The organism is Corynebacterium efficiens YS-314 (assembly GCF_000011305.1).
In the GTDB taxonomy this organism is placed as follows: domain Bacteria; phylum Actinomycetota; class Actinomycetes; order Mycobacteriales; family Mycobacteriaceae; genus Corynebacterium; species Corynebacterium efficiens.
In genome coordinates this window covers 210,511-228,310 of record NC_004369.1, presented here as the reverse complement: position 1 = coordinate 228,310, position 17,800 = coordinate 210,511, and the positions used below count along the sequence as shown (strand labels likewise).

Below are 17,800 nucleotides of genomic sequence, written 5' to 3'. Positions count from 1 at the left end.
TTGGGCAAGGTCACACCCAGCCGACCGGCGCGATTCACTAGACTCTAAACCCATGAAGCCTCGCCTGCCTGATTCCCTGCGCCGTCTGCGGACCCGCGCGGCCATGACCGCCGCGTATCTCGCCACAACCGCCTCACGGATCACCGGTCGCGGATCCGGTGGCATGATCGGTGGACTCGTGGCCAACGCCGTCGACCCGGAGATCATGGCCACCCTCGCCGCCGACCGCCCCGTCGCGCTGGTGACCGGCACCAACGGCAAATCCACCACCACCCGCATGCTGGCCGCAGCGATGCGCAGGCAGTTCACCATCGCCACCAATGAGGGCGGGGACAACATGGACGCCGGCATCATCTCCGCGCTGCTCGCCGGGCGCGAGGCCTCCCATGTGGTCCTCGAGGTCGATGAACTCCACGTCCCCGCCGCCATCACCCACCTGCAGCCGTCCTGCCTGGTGCTGCTCAACCTCTCCCGCGATCAGCTCGACCGCGTCGGGGAGATCAACAAGATCGAACGCGTCCTGCGCGATGCGGTGCGCTCCAACCCGGACATGATCGTGGTGGCCAACTGCGACGACGTGCTGGTCACCTCCATCGCCTTCGACGCACCCAACGTCATCTGGGTCGCCGCCGGCAGCGGCTGGCAGGGCGATGCCGTCTCCTGCCCCCGCACCGAGAGCCGCATCGTCTACGAGGGCAACCACTGGCGCGCCACCAGGGAGCTTCTCGACGGCCGCACCTTCGAGCGTCCCACCCCCACCTGGGCGGTCGACGGCGACACCGTGCACACCCCCGAGGGCGACGTGGTCCTCGACCTCAACCTGCCCGGTCAGGCCAACCGCGGCAACGCCGCCCAGGCCATCTGCGCGGCCACCGTCTACGGCGTGCCCCTGGCGGAGGCGGTCGATGCGGTCAACAGCGTGGACAATGTCGCCGGCCGCTACTCCACCATCACCTACGGTGACCACGAGGTCCACCTCCTGTTGGCCAAGAACCCCGCCGGTTGGCAGGAAGCCCTGGCCATGGTCGACCGCACCGCCGACGGCCTGGTCATCGCCGTCAACGGCCAGGTCGCCGACGGCGAGGACCTCTCCTGGCTGTGGGACGTGCGTTTCGAGGACTTCGAGCAACTCTCCGTCAAGGCCTCCGGCGAACGCGGCACCGACCTCGCAGTACGCCTGACCTACGCCAACATCGACCACGACCTGCACCGCGACCCCCTCGCCGCCATCCGCGCCTGCCCACCCGGGCGCGTCGAGGTACTGGCCAACTACACCGCCTTCCGTGACCTGAAGAGGGCACTGGAAAAGGAGATCAACAACTGATGAGTACCCTGACAATCGGCCTGGTCCTTCCCGACGTCCTCGGCACCTACGGCGATGACGGCAATGCCCTCGTCCTGCGCCAACGTGCCCGCATGCGCGGCATCGACGCCGAGATCCAGCGCATCACCCTCGACGACGCCGTCCCCTCGGGTCTCGACCTCTACTGCCTGGGCGGCGGTGAGGACACCGCCCAGATCCTCGCCGTGGAACACCTCGCGCAGGACCGCGGCCTGGCCACCGCGGCCGCCGCCGGTCGCCCCATCTTCGCCGTGTGCGCGGGCATGCAGATCCTCGGCGACTCCTTCCGGGCCGCCGGCCGCATCGTCGACGGTCTCGGGCTTATCGACGCCACCACCGTCTCCCTCCAGAAACGCGCCATCGGTGAAGTCGTCTCCGACCCCACCCGCGCCGGTGTCACCGCCGAACTCACCGACACCCTCACCGGCTTCGAGAACCACATGGGAGCCACCCTGCTGGGCCGCGACGCCGAACCCCTCGGCCGTGTCATCCGTGGCGAAGGCAACTGCGACACCTGGGGCGCCTCCGACGTGGTGGACCACGAACGCCAACAGCACGCCGAGGGCGCCGTGCAGGGCAGCGTCATCGCCACCTACATGCACGGCCCCGCCCTCGCCCGCAACCCCCAGCTCGCCGACCTGCTGCTGGCCAAGGCCATGGGTCAGTCCCTGAAGGACCTCGCGCCTCTCCACATCGAGGTTGTCGACCGCCTCCGCGCCGAACGCCTGGCTTAGGCGCTGGCTGCATCCACTGACAGAGCCACCGACCGTGTCATTGCGGTTGGTGGCTCTGTTGTTCATGCTGCGGGGAGGCTTTCGCGTGCAAAAGGGTGCCATCTCCCCTGCCGGTCTGATCGTTTCCGGAGCTAGTTGGTTCGGTTGTGCTCGTTTCCGGGTGCCGGCGAGCATAACCATGCCTATTCCCCTACCGAACCGACCGTTTCCGGCCCTAACCGGTACGGTTATGCTTCCTGAGGGCCCCGGCGTGCAAAAGGGTGCCATCTCCCCTGTCGAACCGACCGTTTCCCGGCCTAATCGGTACGGTTATGCACCGCCACCGGTCCCGGCGTGCATAACCATGCCAACTCCCCCACTGAACCGACCGTTTCCCGGCCTAATCGGTACGGTTATGCACCGTCACCCGCCCCAGCGCGTCACCCGCTAGAGAGGCAGGCGGCCGCTCAGAGCGCGGGACAGGGTGAGCTCATCGACGAATTCGAGGTCGCCACCCAGCGGCATGCCGGAGGCCAGCCGGGAGACAACGAGGTCGGGGAAGTCCTGGAGGAGGCGGGCCAGGTAGGAGGCGGTCGCCTCGCCCTCAGTGTTGGGGTCGGTGGCGAGGATGACCTCATGGATTTGGGGTTTGTCGTCGAGAAGCGGGGTGTCGGGGGTGGAGTCGGCGAGCTCGCGGTCGTCGAGGACGCCGCCGATGCGCTGGAGCAGGGTGGAGATGGTCAGCTCACGCGGGCCGACATTGGCCAGGGGGTCGAGGGCGCCGCCGAGGACGTGGTAGCGGCCACGGAATTCGCCGGTGCGCTCTATGACCTGGATGTCCTTCGGTTCCTCGACGACGCAGATGAGGCCACGGTCACGACCGGAGTCGTTGCAGATGCGGCAGACCTCATCGCGGGAGATGTTGCAGCAGATACGGCAGAAACGTACGCCGTCACGCACCGCCCCGAGGGCGTCCTGGAGGCGGGTGATGTCGTCGGGATCGACGTTGAGCAGGTGGAATGCGATGCGCTGGGCACTCTTCGGGCCGACACCGGGGAGTCGGGAGAGTTCATCGATGAGATCCTGAAGAGGGCCTTCAAACACGGTTGCGATTCACCTATCTTTAAACGGAGCTTAACCAGCCCAGTATCGCACATGGCAAGACCGGACATCGAAGTGCGTTCACGCACCGACGATGCCCGGCCGGGGGAGGTTCTAGAAGAGGCTGCCCATGTCGCCGCCGAAGCCCTGGGACAGCGGGCCCATCTTCTCCTGTGCGAGGTCGGCGACCTTCTTGTGTGCGTCGAGGAATGCGCCCTGGACCAGGTCCTGGAGGGTCTCGACATCTTCCGGGTCCACCACCTTCGGGTCGATGTTGACCGCGGTGACCTCACCGGAGCCGGACATGGTGACGGTGACCAGGCCGTTTGCCGCATCACCGACGACGGAGGATGCCAGGATCTCCTGCTGGGCGGCCTGTAGCTGTGCCTGCATCTGCTGGGCCTGGGCGAGGATCTGGGACATGTCTGGCTGAGTCATTGTTGACCTTCCTGAAAGATGGGGAATCCGTTTGCGCACGAGTCTACCGACGGCCCGCCCCCGGCGCGCACAAAAACCCGTCGGTTCGCTCTCGGCTTACAGCGGTTTCGCCCCGAGTTCGGAGGCGAGTAGTTCCATGGCGATGGTCTTGGCGTCACGCCGGTCCATCTCGCCGGGTTCGCGGGCGGCCTCGCGCATCATCTCTTCCTCCTCGCTTTGCGACGCCCACCTCCTCTCCCCTCCCCCATCAGCCGGGGGTTGCGGTTCCTGGGTGGCCGGTGTTGCCTGCTGGGCCCGCTGCGGGATCCCCTCATCGGCGCTGTAGTCATAGGGGTCCCCACCTGGGATGGGGTAATCCTCCGGCTCGGGTGGCAGAGGCACCCCACCGGAGAAGGGTGCGCTGGTACCCTGCTGTGCCTGACGGTGTGCGGTGGCGTTGGCCGCGGCCTGCTCCGCGCGCTCCCGCCAGGAGAGTTTCGACTCCGCCTCGGGGCGGGGTCGGGGTGTGGGTGCCGGCGGTGTCACGGGTGTCGGTGCTGCAGGAGGCGCAACCGGCTGCTCATCGCCGATCTTTACCGGCTCACCCCATCCCCCACTCCGCGGGGCCGGACTCTCAGGCTCCTCTGGCTCATCGGGGGCCGCAGCGGGCGCGGGGGCCTTGGGGTGCTGGCGGGATTCCTGGGGCTGGCTCGGCATCTGCTGCTGGGCCGACTGCTCCTGCGGGGTGGGCCTGGTGGGGTTCCAGGTCGGTTGTTCAGGCTGTGACGTGGTGGTGAACCCGACCGCTGATGGGTCGGTACCCACCACGCATTCCACTGCCAGGCGGGTGCCCAGTTCACGTTCCAGCACGGTCACGAGCACCTCATTGTGCTCGGGTGCGTTGAGACGGTTCGCCAACGCCCCCGTGCTGTGCCCGAGGACCAGGGTGTCCTGTCGGATGCCCAGCACCTTGGCCTCGGTGAGCATGATCTCGGTGCGGATGTTCTCCTTGCCCACCAGCGTGCGCAGCTGCGCCCATTTGGAGCGGATCGTCGGCAGCAGATCCGCAGTGGGCACGGCTGGTGTCGCGGGCTCCGGCTCCGGCGCGGGTTCGGGTACAGGCGCAGGTTCGGGTGCCTTGACCGGTTCCGGAGCTGGTTCCGGGGCTGGCGCAGGTTCCGGTTCCTTGACCGGCTCCGGCTCCGGTTTTTTCGGTTCGGGGCGTTGACCATAGCTTTGCGACGCTGCCAACGCCTTCGCCCTCGCCGCCGCAGCCGCGCCGCCCGGCCCGGAGAAGGTGGGGGCGGTCCCCGCAGCGGCAGGTTGGGTCGCACCCACCGCCGGTGCGATGACCTGCGCGACCTGGCCGCGGGAGAGCAGCAGTCGCACGCAGAGGATCTCCAGGAGCAGGCGTGGTGAGGTCGCACCGCGCAGGTCTGCCAAGCCGGTGTTGACCATCGAGGCAAGGGTGGCCAGTTCATTGCCGGAGAACATCGCGGCCTGGTCGGTGAGGACCTGGGCCCGGTCGGTGGGGGCGTCGACAAGCCCGAGGTCGAAGGCCTCCGGGACGGTCTGGAGGATCATGAGGTCACGCAGGCGGTCCAGCAGATCGGTGGCGAAGCGGCGGGGGTCGTGGCCGGCTTCGATGACGCGGTCAATGGTGGCGAACATACCGGCCTTGTCATCGGTGGCGAGGGCGGTGATGGCGGCGTCGATAAGCGTGAAGTCGGTGACCCCCAGCAATGGCAGGGCGCTCTCATAGCTCAGCCCGTCGGGGCCGGCGCCGGCGAGCAGCTGATCCAGGATGGAGAGGCTGTCGCGGGGACTGCCACCACCGGCGCGGATAACCAGCGGGTAGACGGCGTCATCGACGTGCACACCCTCCGCGCGGCAGGTGCGTTCCAGCAACCCGCGCATGGCGCCCGGGGTGAGCAGGCGGAAGGGGTAGTGGTGGGTGCGCGACCGGATCGTGCCGATGACCTTGTCCGGTTCGGTGGTGGCGAAGATGAAGATGAGATGCTCCGGTGGTTCCTCCACGATCTTGAGCATCGCGTTGAAACCCTGCGGGGTGATCATATGCGCCTCATCGATGATGAACACACGGTATCGGGACTCCGCCGGGGCGTAGTGCGCCTTCTCCCGCAGCTCACGCATATCATCCACACCGTTGTGGCTGGCCGCGTCGAGCTCGGTGACATCCAGGTTCCCCGGCCCACCGGGTGCCAGAGACACACAGGAGTTGCACACCCCACACGGGGTGGACGTCGGCCCCTGCACACAGTTCAGGGACCGGGCCAGGATGCGTGCCGACGACGTCTTGCCGCATCCGCGCGGACCCGAGAACAGGTAGGCGTGATTGATGCGTCCACTATCCAACGCGACAGAGAGCGGGGCAGTCACATGCTCCTGCCCCACCACCTCGTCGAAACTTGCCGGTCGATACTTGCGATACAGAGCCACGCTTCGAGCATACCCGGGCAGACCGGGCCCACCAGACCGCCTGTGGGGACCGGTCGGGATCAGCGACGCAGGTCGAGCAGATCCACCTGCTGGGCCGCCATCTGCTGGAATAACACATCGCCACCGTGTTGGGCGGCCACGGCGAATTCCTCATCGGTGAGCAGGATCAGCTGAAGTGGGAGGGTCAGACGCGCCAGACCGGAATCCTCATCACCGGGCTCCACATGGACCTCGCCGGCCTCCTCGCGGACAAACGGGATCTCCGGACCCCAGATACGCGGGTCGGCGAGGATGCCGTGGTTGACGGTGTAACCCTCCTGCGGGAGGTTGGCCAGGATGCCCACGCCGGGCAGCACCTGCCCGGGCTGGGCATGCATGGGCGCCATATCCGTTGTCCCGGCAGGGGACGAGGAGAGGGCCTCGCGGTAGGCGAGGGAGGCGTCGTGAAGCATCGTGGCGGCGGCGGCCACGGCACGGCCCGGCACGCTGACCTCGGCGCGCGCGAGACACAACAGCTCACTGCGGACCTCGACGCTCTCCGCATCCGCTGCAGTGACCAGACCGGTATTGACCCGACCGAAGTCAACGGTGCAGGCCACCGCCTCCCCGGGCGATTCCGGGTTGATGTTGTCGAACACCGCCACCGTGAAGGCGTCCACGCGGTGGAATGCCGCCTCGCCGGGGAACAGCCTGTTCACCCAGTACGCGGTCTCCTGGATATTCACTTAACGCGCATAGTGCTCCGCCGCGGCGAGCAGAACACAGGTAGCCACACCATCCATCGCAACCTCCAGCTCCTCCACGGGAGGCAGGGACGGCGCGAGACGGATATTGCGGTTGTTGGGATCACGGCGCAGCGGGAAGGAGGACCCCGCGCCGGTCAGGGCGATGCCGGCCTCCTTCGCCAGTTCCACCACGCGTGAGGCGGTGCCGTCGACGACATCGAGGGAGATGAAATAACCGCCGGTGGGGTGGGTCCAGGTGGCCACGCCGTACTCACCGAGACGGGTCTCCAGGATGTTCAGGACGGTCTCGAACTTCGGCGCGAGCGATGCCGCGTGCTTGCGCATGACCGCACGCACACCCTCCGCATCCCCGAAGTAGCGGGCATGGGCCAGCTGATTGACCTTGTTCGGGCCGATGCCACGGATGCCGGCGATATCGGTGTACCAGTTGCGGTTGGCCTCGGAGGTGATGAAGAAGGACACACCCGAACCCGCCAGCGTGATCTTCGAGGTGGAGGTGAACGCCCAGATACGGTTGGGGTTACCGGCCGCCTCGGCGATGCCGACGATATCGAGGATCTCCGGGAACTCCTCGGTCAGGGTGTGCACGGCGTAGGCGTTGTCCCACACGATGCGGAAGTCCGGCGCCGCGGTCTCCAGCTCGGCGAGCTGCTTTGCGACGCCCTCACTCACGCTGTAACCAGTCGGGTTGGAGAAGGTCGGCACCACCCACATGCCCTTGACCTGTGGATCCTTCACCAGCTCCGCGACCGCGGCGACATCGGGGCCGTCCTCGTTCATCGGCACGGTGATCATCTCAAAGCCGAAACGCTCCGAGATGGAGAAATGACGGTCATAACCCGGGACCGGGCAGATCCACTTTACGGTCTCCTCGTCCTTCCAGGGACGCTCGGAGTCATTGTTGCCGAAGGCGTAGGACCAGCTGATCACATCGAACATGATGTTGAGGCTGGAGGAATCACCGGCCAGGACCTGCTCCACGGGAACACCCATGAGCTCAGCCCAGATCTGCCGGATGTCCTGGATACCGGTGAGCCCACCGTAGTTGCGGACATCGGTGCCATCGGCGGCCTTGTAATCCCCCTTGCCCGGCAGTGCCAGGAGATCATCGGCGAAATCCAGCTGCTCGGAGGACGGCTTACCGCGGGTCAGATCCAGTTTCAGGTTCTTGGCCTTCAGATCATTGAACTCGTCGGTGATTTTTTCACGGAATGCGGCGAGCTGATCGGCATCGAAATCGTGCAACTGGACGGAACTCATGACGGTGAACCTCCGGAAGTGGTGGCAGGGGAACAGCCGGTTTCAGGGCTGTCCCGCGGGTGCAGAGTGCGGGAAAAGACCACAAAAAAAGAGCAGCAGCCTCTGGGCCACCACTCTAGACGTTTAAGGGGATCCCGCGCACCCGTCAGAGCTCGCTGACCCTTGCTGCATTCCTGCCCTGGGGGAGTTCACAAGATAAACGCCGCACGGGATCCTGCCCACAACATTAGCGGACTCGGGGCGGAAAACGCTAACCAGGGGGCCATATGTGGGTTGAACTGGCGATTTGGCATGGACCAAGGCTTTTGTGTACGCTATTCCCAGAACGAAACAACCATGTGTTGTGATGTTCTGCTGGAGGATTCGACTAGCGGCCTATGTCGCTCGCCTGGAACGCGGGTTGGGAGCAATCCCTCAGGGGTTCAAATCCCCTATCCTCCGCAATAGGGATCAACCCCCTCGGTGATAATCACCGAGGGGGTTGATTCTTTTGTATTTCCACACCGGTCGGGTCCGCGGGTGGGGTTGTGTCGAATTTTTCACGTTTTCGGGGCTGTCGGGTTCGACTTTTTCGACACAGTGCAGGGTGTAGCGCCGAGATGTGTTGAACACGAGGGCCCCAGGGGGATTTTCCCTATACTCGCGCCCATGAAAACTATCGTGATCACAGGTGCCTCCGATGGCATCGGTGCGGCTGCCGCCCGCATCATCAGCACCGCCTGCCCTGAGGATCGTCTCGTTCTGGTGGGGAGAAATCCGGGGAAGACAGAGGGCGTCGCAAAGCAGCTCGACGCCGAGTGGCACACGGCCGACTACGCCGACCTCGACCAGGTCCGCCGCCTCGCCGGTGAGCTCGCCGCGCTGGACCGCATCGACGTGCTCGCCAACAACGCCGGCGGTATCTTCGCAGGCCCGAAGAAAACCGTCGACGGTTTCGAACTGACCTGGCAGATCAATGTGGTCGCCCCCTATCTGCTCACCAACCTGCTCATGCCCGTCCTGCTCGAATCGAGGGCATCCGTGGTGGCAACCTCCTCCAACGGGGCGCTGTTCGCCAAATTCGACGAATCCGACCCCAACACCTTCAAGGGGTTCACCTCCGACCGCGCCTACGGCAACGCCAAACTGGGCAATATCCTGTTCACCAAGGAACTACACCGCCGCTACCATTCTGCCGGGATGAACGCCGTGGCCTTCCACCCCGGCATCATCTCCTCCAACTTCGGGCAGGAGGACGCCGGATTGCTGGGCAGGATGTTCCAGAGCCCGGTGTCCCGATTCTTCTCCACACCAGAGTTCGGTGGCGAGAACCTGGCGTACCACATCGCCGGTGTACCGGGCATCCATTGGGAATCAGGGCGCTACTACGATGAGAAACGACGCCCGGGACGTCAGCGCGCTATTGCCCACGACCTCGATGTGGCACGCCGGGTGTTCGACGACATGGCTGCGTCACTGGAGGTGGAGTGGCCTGAAGGGTAGGAGCAATGAAGGAAGACAAACCCGAGGATAAACTCACCGCCCTGCGAGATGTGGTCTCCCGACTCCGGGAGGAGGGCCGCCCGGCTGTGAACTGGCAAGGCGGTGACCGTGCCGAGGAGAATGGGCCGATCACTTTCGGTTTCGTGGTGATGACGCGGGCGCAGATGGATGCCATGCGTGTGCTGTATGACCACGGGTTGATCATCTACGATGCCCTCAACAGCATCGAGTACCGTGACCTCTACGAGAACCTCAACCCGGACCGGCCGCTGGATCTCAACATCGTGGATACCCGGAAGACCCTCATCCACGTCAGCCGCATGGACCGGTTCGGCGGGGATGACTGGGCGAGGATGTTCGCCAGCGGGAAAGGCCTCGCGCTCTTCGAACGCTGGCTCGGGCTCGAGGAGGACTGGGCCACCCGGGATGTCCAGATCGTGGACGGGCATGACCGCCTGCGGGATGTGACCAGGTTGCTCCACGAACATATCGATTCCCTCCTGTGGGATAGCCGCGTGACACGGAAGTTCATGGACATCGAACAGACAGAGGCGGAGCTGGCGGACCCGGGCGCGCTCTACGCGCCACCCGGCGGTCGGTTGCTGTTAACGCTGCTTGACGACGCCCCGGTGGCCCTACTCGCGCTCAAGCCCCACTCCCCCGCCACCGCCGAGATCACGAGACTGTACGTCCAGCCCGACGCGCGGGGCTACGGCCTGGCATCGCAGTTGGTGGACAAGGCAGTGGACACCGCCCGGGCAGTCGGATACCGGCAGGTTGTCTTGAGCCTCATGCCGGAGATGGAAATGGTGCGTGACATGTGTTACCGGCACGACTTCACGAGCATTGAGCCCTACAACAATGATGCCCCCGATGGGTTGATCCCCATGGGGATGTCCTTGACATAGCTGAGTGAGGGCAGGGGGTCATTCCTGGGTGGGTGGCCCGTCTGTCTTACTCAGCTTCACCCGGGTGATCCGGTTGCCCCTGACCTCGGCGATCTCCAATTCGTACCGGATATCCCCCGCATCGTCCTCGGCATCGATGGTGTAATCCGCGGGGATCTCCACGACATCACCCACCCGGCCCAGGCGCCCGAGCTTCATCACGATCCACCCCGCCACCGTCTCATAGGGGCCCTCGGGAAGCAGGATGCCGGAGACATCGGCGAAATCCTCCAGGTTGGTGCTGGCATCCATCAACTGGGATTCATGCAGCTGCATCACCGCCCGGTGCTCATCCCGGTCGTACTCATCCCAGATCTCCCCGACCAGTTCCTCCAACAGATCCTCCAGGGTGACCAGCCCATCGGTGCCCCCGTATTCATCCACCACCATGGCGATGTGGTTGCCACTGGCCCGCATCTGACGCATCGCTGCAGGTAAACGCAGTGTGCCGGGGAAATACTGGATGGGGCGGGCGATCTCCCGCAGCGGCAGATCCCCCTCTCCCCTGGTGGCGGCCTCCAACAGGCCCCGGACGTGGATGAAACCAATCGTGTCATCGATGGTCTCCTCATAGACCGGATAACGGGAATACGGCTGGTTCCGGATGGCGTCGACCACCTCCGCCACGCTTTCCGACGCCTCGAAGGCCACCACATCGGAGCGGTGGCGCATGATCTCCGTGACCAGGCGGTCATTCGCCTCGAAGACATCCGCGACGATCTCCCGCTCCCCCTGTTCAAAGCCCTCAAAGGAGGTGACGATCTCCACCACCTCCTCCTCGGTCATGTCCTCGGTCCGGGCATCCGGATCGAACCCGAGCAGCCGGAGCAGCAGATTGGAGGAGCCGTTGATCAACCAGATCACCGGGCGCATCAACCGGGCGAAGATGTTCAGGGGCGGGGCGACGATCAGCGACACCCGCTCCGCCTTCTGCATGGCGATACGCTTCGGAACGAGCTCACCGAGCACCAACGACAGATACGACACGATGAGGGTGAGCACCACCAGGGAGATCACCCCGGCCACATCCCCGGGCACACCCCACCCCTGCAGCACCGGGGTCAGCTGCGGGGCAATCGTCGAGGCACCGAACGCCGAGGAGAAGAAACCGGCAAACGTCACCCCGATCTGCACCGCGGAGAGGAACAACCCCGAATCTCGGGCCAGTCCCGCCACCGTCCGGCCTGCGCCCTTCGATCGTTCCAGACGCCTGATCTGCGACTCACGCAGACTCACCAGGGCCATCTCCGTTGCGGCAAACACCCCACCGATGAGGACGAACACCAGCACCAGCACGGCGCTCAACCACACGCTCATTTATCCATCCTGTCAGTTGCGGATCCGTTAAGACCGGTGAAGATGAAGGGTTCCAACGACAGTGCCCCGGGATCGAACACCGCCAGCAGTTCCACCGGGGTGGAGATCCCCTCGTAGCCGAGTGAGGCTGCGAGGGAGGAGATGATGTGGGTGAGGGGGGCGTCGACAAGCATCTCACGGAGGGTGACCGCCCCGTCGCGCTTGGCCAGCCGCTGACCGCGCGCGTTAAGGACCAGGGGCACGTGGACGTACTCCGGGATCGCGGCGCCCAGCAGCGTGCAGAGGTACGCCTGGCGGGCGACGGAATCAAGCAGGTCGTCGCCACGGACAACCTGGTCAACGCCCTGGAAGGCATCATCGACCACCACAGCGAGATTGTATGCCCAACCCGGTTCCTGCCCACCGCGCAACAGGATGAAATCATCCACGTCGCCGGTCACCTCACCGCGCAGACGGTCGACGACGGTGAAACTGTCCACCTCCGCGCGAAGACGAATCGCCGGGTGACGATTCTGGGCAGCCAGCCCGGCACGACGCTCAGCGCGCTGCCCCGGGGTCAGTTCCCGGCAGGTCCCCGGATACATCCCCGGCTTCGCATGCGGCGCGCGGGAAGCCTCCTGGATATCACGCCGCGAACAGTAACACTCATACGTATCCAGCTGGGCGATCGCAGCACGGTAGGCATCATGGCGGGACGATTGATAAAGCACATCGCCATCCCAGTCCAGCCCCAACATGGACAGATCTGACAGCTGACGCTCCGCTGATTCCATCGTGGAACGCTGCTCATCGATGTCCTCGACGCGCATGAGGAAATCCCGACCGTCGTGGCGAGCGAACACCCACGCCAGCAGGGCGGTACGGAGGTTACCGAAGTGGAGATCACCACTCGGTGAGGGAGCATATCTTCCGGCCATGGACTACACATTAACCGTGACAGGCCGGATGGGGTTCGGATGGAACCGGTGTCCATCCCGCATTTCAGCAACAGTTACCCCGCGGTTTAAGGTGGTGGACGTGAAAAATGACAACGATACACACACGCCTGGGCAGGGCGTGGCAGTTGCCGCAGCAACCCCCACGTCCGGTAAAGCCCAGTTCATCCCCGTGCAGGCCAGCCTGTACCCCGTTCTGGTCGCACTGTTCACCGCGATTTTCCTGATCTCCAACATCACCGCCTCCAAGGGCGTTGAAATCGGCCCGCTGATCACCGACGGCGCCTTCTTCCTCTTCCCCGCCGCGTACATCATCGGCGATGTCCTCGCTGAATGCTACGGACTCAAAGCCACCCGACGCGCCATCATGACCGGCTTCCTGGTCACCATCATCGCCGTCGTCTCCTTCTACATCGCCATCTGGCTGCCCGCCGCCAGCTTCTGGGACGGCCAGGAATCCTTCGAAGCCACCCTCGGCCTCATCCCGCAGATCGTGCTCGCATCCCTGGCAGGATATGTCGTCGGCCAGCTCCTCAACGCCTATGTCCTGGTCGCGATCAAGAAACGCACCGGTGAAAAAGGCCTCTGGGCGCGCCTGCTCGGATCCACCGTTGTCGGTGAATTCGGTGACACCCTGCTCTTCTGCGCCATCGCCGCCCCCGTCATCGGTATCGCGACAGCTGGCGACTTCATCAACTACGTCATGGTCGGTTTCCTCTGGAAGACTCTCATCGAGGTCGTGCTGCTCCCCGTCACCTACGCCGTGATTGCCTGGGTCAAACGCCGCGAGGGATACGGCACGCACTGAGCTGTCGGGGTTGGGCGGGAGGTTACCGTGCGGGAAGTTGCCGTGCAAAAGGGTGCCAACTTCCCCGTGGAATGGGCCGTTCCCAGCGCTAGTTGGCACGGTTATGCGCGGAATACCGGTGCAGTCAGCAATTGGGCGCCACAGAACCCCGAGACGAACACAACCATGCCAACTCCCCCGCGGAACCGACAGTCTCCCGCCCAAGGTGGCACGGTTGTGCAGCACGGTGCCGGTATGACCGGAATTTCGGCCCGCCAGAACCCCGAAACGAGCACAACCATGCCAACTCCACCCTGAAAAGGACCGTTCCGCGGCCAAGGTGGCATGGTTATGCACCGAGCGCCGGCCCAGCCAGCAATTCGGTGCCCCGGAGCCCCAACACGAGCACAACCGTGTCAACTCCCCCGCGGAACCGACAGTTTCCCGCCCAAGGTGGCACGGTTGTGCTCACTGCAGCGCCATCTACCTCTTCCCGGCGTAGTACCTGCCGAGGAATTCGGCTTTGAACTCGTGGTAGGTGCCGTTGTCGATGGAGGTGCGGATGTCGTCGACAAGCTTGATCATGAAGTGCAGGTTGTGCATGGTGCACAGGGTGCCGGCGAGGAATTCCTTGGCTTTGAGCAGGTGCTGGATGTAGGCGCGGGTGTAGTTCTGGCTGACGTAGCCGCCGACTTCCTCGTCGATGGGTCGGAAATCGCGTTTGAAGCGGGAGCTGCCCAGGTTGAGGCGTCCGTCGAGGGTGTAGACGCCACCGCGGCGGCCGAGGCGGGTGGGGGCGACACAGTCGAAGGTGTCGGCGCCGGCTTCGATGGCCACGAAGAGGTCGTCGGGTTCGGAGATGCCCAGCAGGTGGCGGGGTTTGTCGTCGGGGAGTTCGTCGCAGACCCAGCCGACGATGGTGCCCAGGTTCTCCTTCTCCAGGGCGCCGCCGATGCCGAAGCCACCGAAACCGCGGCGGCCCTCGTCGGCTGCCTCGCGGTCGAGCTCGAGCAGGCCGTGCACCGCTTGTCGACGAAGGTCCTCGTACTGCGCGCCCTGCACCACGCCCCAGAGTGACTGCAGTGGCTTGTCCGCCCGTTCCTGCGTCAGGCGTTCGTGTTCCAGCAGGCAGCGCTGCGCCCAGCGGCGGGTGCGTTCCACGGACTCGACCTGGTAGTCGTAGGTGTCGATGAGGGTGGTGAGTTCGTCGAAGGCGAAGATGATGTCGGCGCCGAGCTGATGTTGGATCTGCATGCTCACCTCGGGCGTGAAGCGGTGTTTGGAACCGTCGATGAAGGATTTGAAGTCCACTCCGTCATCGTCGACATGTGCCATGCGTTCCTTGTTGGCGGCCTTGATGTCCTCGCGGGTGAGGTTGGTGGTGTCCATGGCCAGGACCTTCTTGAATCCCGAGCCCAGGCTCATGACCTGGAAGCCACCGGAGTCGGTGTAGGTGGGTCCGTGCCAGTTCTCGAAGGCGGACACGCCACCGGCCTCGTCGACGATGTCGGGGCCGGGCTGGAGGTAGAGGTGGTAGGCGTTGGACAGGATCGCCTGGGCGCCGGTTTCGCGGATCTGTTCCGGGGTCAGGGTCTTGACGGTCGCCTTGGTGGCCACCGGGATGAAGGCCGGGGTGTGGATGTCACCATGGGGGGTGTGGATGGTGCCGGTGCGCCCGTGTTTTCCGGGGGCTGGGTCGTCCAGCTGGTTGTGGAGCGTGAACGAGAGATCGGTTTTTTCCGCAGACATGGTTGTCCACTCTACTGCCTGACCTGGCTGCGCTCCCATTCCCTTTCCAGTGCGGAGCCCTCCACATCCAGGCTCGGAAGGATGCGGTCCAGCCAGCGGGGCATCCACCAGGTGGCCCGTCCCATGAGGAACATCGACGCCGGCACCAGCGCCATGCGGATGAAGAAGGCATCGAAGAACACACCCACACCGAGGGCGAAGCCGAAGACCTTGATGAAGGGCAGCGGCTGGTCGATGAAGGCCACGAACACGGCGATCATGATCAGGGCGGCGGCGGTGACCACGCGGGAGCCCTGGGTGTAGCCCTCGATGACGGACTGGTCGACCGCGCTGTACTTCGATCCGGGCATTCCGCGGCCGTTGTGGTGGGAGTAGTGCTCGCGCATGCGGGTTACCAGGAACACCTGGTAGTCCATGGCCAGGCCGAAGGTGACACCGATGAGGAAGATCGGCATGAAGGAGATCAGCGGGCCGGGCGTGTTCACGATGCCCCATAGGCCCTCCTGCCAGAACAGCACCGTCACACCGAAGGCGGCACCCACGGACAGCAGGAAACCCAGGCCCGCGACCAGCGGGACCATGAGGGAGCGGAACACCAGGATGAGCAGAAAGATCGCCAGTCCCACGACCACGGCGAGGTAGACGGGCATGGCACCTTCAAGCTGTTCGGTGATGTCCTGCTGCACCGCGGTCAGGCCGGTGGTGCCCAGTTCCACACCGGTGGCGTCCTCCATCTGGATCTCCTGGGTGCGCAGGACATGCAGCAGGTCGGTGGTGGCGGGGTCAGCCGGGCCGGTGAAGGGGGTGACCAGGACCTGTGCTGCGGTGGCGTCGTCGTTGACGGCGATGATCTGGGCGTTTTTGACATCCAGGTTGGAGTCATAGGTCTGGGTGACATAGAGGAACGTCGCAAAGCGGGCGGCCGCCCCGCGGTCGAAGTCGGGGTCGCCGACGTCCTGGACGTTGATCAGGGGCTGCAGCGCCAGCGCATCGGGGTTGACGTCATGCGCATCCACCACCACCAGGAACGGCGCGTTCACGCCCGCCCCGAAGCCCTCGGCCATGAGTTCGGCGGACTGGCGCTGGGTGGTGTCGATGTTGGAGGTTGAGTCCGACGGCAGCGCGAGCTCCAGGTTGGTCACGGGGATGGACAGCGCGCCCAGACCCAGCACCACCACGGCCACCACCAGGCCGGGCACCTTCTGCACGAAGGTGACCCAGATGCGTCCCTTGGAGCGGCGGCTCAGTACCTGCTCCCAGGTCTGACGTGGGGTTGGGTTGCCACCGATGCCGGGGATCTTGCCCTTGAATGCCCGCCCACCGAGCACACCCAGCAGCGCGGGGATGAAGGTGATGGCGATCAGCACTGCGATTAGGACGGTGAACGCCGCGGAGACACCCATGACGGTGAGGAAGCCGATGTCGGCGATGGCCAGGGCCACCAGCGCGATGATCACGGTCGCGCCAGCGAAGACGACGGCGGACCCCGCGGTGCCCACCGCCATGCCGGCGGCCTCTGCCCGGGGCATGCGTTTATATTCGGCGCGGTAGCGGGACAGGATGAACAGCGCGTAATCGATACCAACCGCCAGACCGATCATGACGGCCAGCACCGGGGTGATGTTGTTCAGTTCCATGAAGGCGGTGGCCAGCACGATCGACAGCGCACCGATACCCACACCGATGACCGCGGTGAGCAGCGGCAGGCCCGCGGCCACCAGGGAGCCGAAGGTGAAGATCAGGACGATGAAGGCGATGCCGATGCCGATGATCTCACTGGTGGTCTTGATCTGGATGGGATCACCGAATCCGGGGCCACCGGCCTCCACGCGGACGCCCAGGTCACGGCCCTTGTCCAGTGCATCGTTGATGGCGGCCCGGTGGTTGTCGTCGACATATTCAGGGCCCGGGACATCGATGTTGAAGGTGGTGTAGCCGATACGGGCATCCTCGCTGAGCATCCTCAAGTTGGCGGCGTCCTCGATGGCCGATTCCTCCGGCAGCCCCATCTCCGTCATCTGCGCGACGATCTGTTCCTCGAGCGCGGGCGAGACCTCCACCGGGTTGCCGAAGCGCTCGGTGCCGGTCATCTCGTCCCCGAGGTTCTCCCGGAGCGTGTCGACGACCACATCCACCGCCTCCCTCATCTCCGGATGTTCCAGCGTCATGCCCTCGGGCGCCTGGAAGACCACGTTGATGCCGGCTGCGGTGACGGGGTTGGGTTGGTCGGGGAAATTCTCCACCAGCGACACGGTCGCGTCGATCGACGGGGTGTCCTCGATGGTGAAGGTGTTGGTGAACCCACGCTGCAGTGACAGTGCCAGGCCGGCGACGATGGCCAGGATCACCAACCACGCGGAAATGACGATCCACTTGCGGTTGTAGGACCACCTGCCCAACCTGAATAGCAGTTTTGCCACTGGGGTGTTTCTCCTCTGACCGTACTGATGAGCGCACTCAGTTCTTCTGTCCGTCCAACTTACCCCCGTCGGGCGGGTTTCCGGGAACCGGAGAAACCGGGCACGGTGGCGGACCGCCGCACCC

At 64.8% G+C, this 17,800-nt stretch carries 14 protein-coding genes, 1 tRNA gene and 1 other RNA gene; 6 read left to right on the top strand and 10 right to left on the bottom strand.

The annotated features are described in order from the left end of the window. Positions 1-52: 52 nt before the first annotated feature. Positions 53-1,324: a Mur ligase family protein gene (locus tag CE_RS01340; protein ID WP_006768476.1), complete on the top strand. Its 1,272-nt coding sequence runs from the start codon at positions 53-55 to the stop codon at positions 1,322-1,324. Continuing rightward, a complete protein-coding gene (locus CE_RS01335) occupies positions 1,324-2,076 on the top strand; it encodes a type 1 glutamine amidotransferase (protein WP_006768477.1) in 753 nt (250 codons plus the stop codon). The genes CE_RS01340 and CE_RS01335 overlap by 1 nt, the downstream gene beginning before the upstream one ends. 426 nt (positions 2,077-2,502) lie before the next feature. Here the strand turns inward: CE_RS01335 and CE_RS01330 are convergent, their stop codons facing one another. From CE_RS01330 to ffs, 6 genes are all read right to left on the bottom strand, one after another. Further along, the gene (locus CE_RS01330) at positions 2,503-3,159 is read right to left on the bottom strand and encodes a recombination mediator RecR (protein ID WP_006768478.1); all 657 of its coding nucleotides are present in this window, start codon (positions 3,157-3,159) and stop codon (positions 2,503-2,505) included. Between the two features lie 111 nt (positions 3,160-3,270). After that, positions 3,271-3,594, bottom strand: coding sequence for a YbaB/EbfC family nucleoid-associated protein (locus CE_RS01325; protein WP_006768479.1), 324 nt, complete (start codon positions 3,592-3,594; stop codon positions 3,271-3,273). A gap of 96 nt (positions 3,595-3,690) precedes the next feature. After that, positions 3,691-6,033, bottom strand: a complete 2,343-nt coding sequence (locus tag CE_RS01320) for a DNA polymerase III subunit gamma and tau (protein ID WP_011074871.1) — start codon at positions 6,031-6,033, stop codon at positions 3,691-3,693. Between the two features lie 59 nt (positions 6,034-6,092). Beyond that, on the bottom strand, positions 6,093-6,758 hold the full coding sequence (locus tag CE_RS01315) for a suppressor of fused domain protein (RefSeq protein WP_006768481.1): 666 nt from the start codon (positions 6,756-6,758) through the stop codon (positions 6,093-6,095). Continuing rightward, entirely contained in the window at positions 6,759-8,039 is a 1,281-nt protein-coding gene (locus CE_RS01310; protein WP_006768482.1) for an aspartate transaminase, read from the bottom strand. Between the two features lie 122 nt (positions 8,040-8,161). Next, an RNA gene (gene ffs / locus CE_RS14650) (signal recognition particle sRNA small type) lies at positions 8,162-8,258 on the bottom strand. 137 nt (positions 8,259-8,395) lie between these two features. Between ffs and CE_RS01305 the strand changes: the two genes are divergently transcribed. The 3 genes from CE_RS01305 to CE_RS01295 all read left to right on the top strand — a co-directional run bounded on the left by CE_RS01305 (position 8,396) and on the right by CE_RS01295 (position 10,429). Then, positions 8,396-8,480, top strand: a tRNA-Ser gene (locus CE_RS01305). 207 nt (positions 8,481-8,687) lie between these two features. Beyond that, positions 8,688-9,521, top strand: a complete 834-nt coding sequence (locus tag CE_RS01300; RefSeq protein WP_035109072.1) for an SDR family NAD(P)-dependent oxidoreductase — start codon at positions 8,688-8,690, stop codon at positions 9,519-9,521. A gap of 5 nt (positions 9,522-9,526) precedes the next feature. After that, positions 9,527-10,429 (top strand): GNAT family N-acetyltransferase, encoded by a 903-nt coding sequence (locus CE_RS01295; RefSeq protein ID WP_006768484.1) that lies wholly within the window; start codon positions 9,527-9,529, stop codon positions 10,427-10,429. Between the two features lie 18 nt (positions 10,430-10,447). Here CE_RS01295 and CE_RS01290 read toward each other — a convergent pair whose 3' ends face one another. Together CE_RS01290 and gluQRS are read right to left on the bottom strand one after the other, a co-directional pair. Continuing rightward, positions 10,448-11,785, bottom strand: a complete 1,338-nt coding sequence (locus tag CE_RS01290; protein WP_006768485.1) for a hemolysin family protein — start codon at positions 11,783-11,785, stop codon at positions 10,448-10,450. Continuing rightward, entirely contained in the window at positions 11,782-12,702 is a 921-nt protein-coding gene (gluQRS, locus tag CE_RS01285) for a tRNA glutamyl-Q(34) synthetase GluQRS (protein ID WP_006768486.1), read from the bottom strand. Before gluQRS ends, CE_RS01290 begins: the two co-directional genes overlap by 4 nt. Between gluQRS and CE_RS01280 the strand changes: the two genes are divergently transcribed. After that, positions 12,701-13,528 (top strand): queuosine precursor transporter, encoded by an 828-nt coding sequence (locus tag CE_RS01280; protein WP_006768487.1) that lies wholly within the window; start codon positions 12,701-12,703, stop codon positions 13,526-13,528. The two genes, gluQRS and CE_RS01280, sit on opposite strands and share 2 nt — an antisense overlap. 462 nt (positions 13,529-13,990) lie before the next feature. Here CE_RS01280 and tgt read toward each other — a convergent pair whose 3' ends face one another. Together tgt and CE_RS01270 are read right to left on the bottom strand one after the other, a co-directional pair. Further along, positions 13,991-15,256, bottom strand: coding sequence for a tRNA guanosine(34) transglycosylase Tgt (tgt, locus tag CE_RS01275; RefSeq protein ID WP_035109074.1), 1,266 nt, complete (start codon positions 15,254-15,256; stop codon positions 13,991-13,993). A gap of 11 nt (positions 15,257-15,267) precedes the next feature. After that, on the bottom strand, positions 15,268-17,676 hold the full coding sequence (locus CE_RS01270) for an MMPL family transporter (protein WP_006768489.1): 2,409 nt from the start codon (positions 17,674-17,676) through the stop codon (positions 15,268-15,270). Positions 17,677-17,800: the final 124 nt, after the last annotated feature.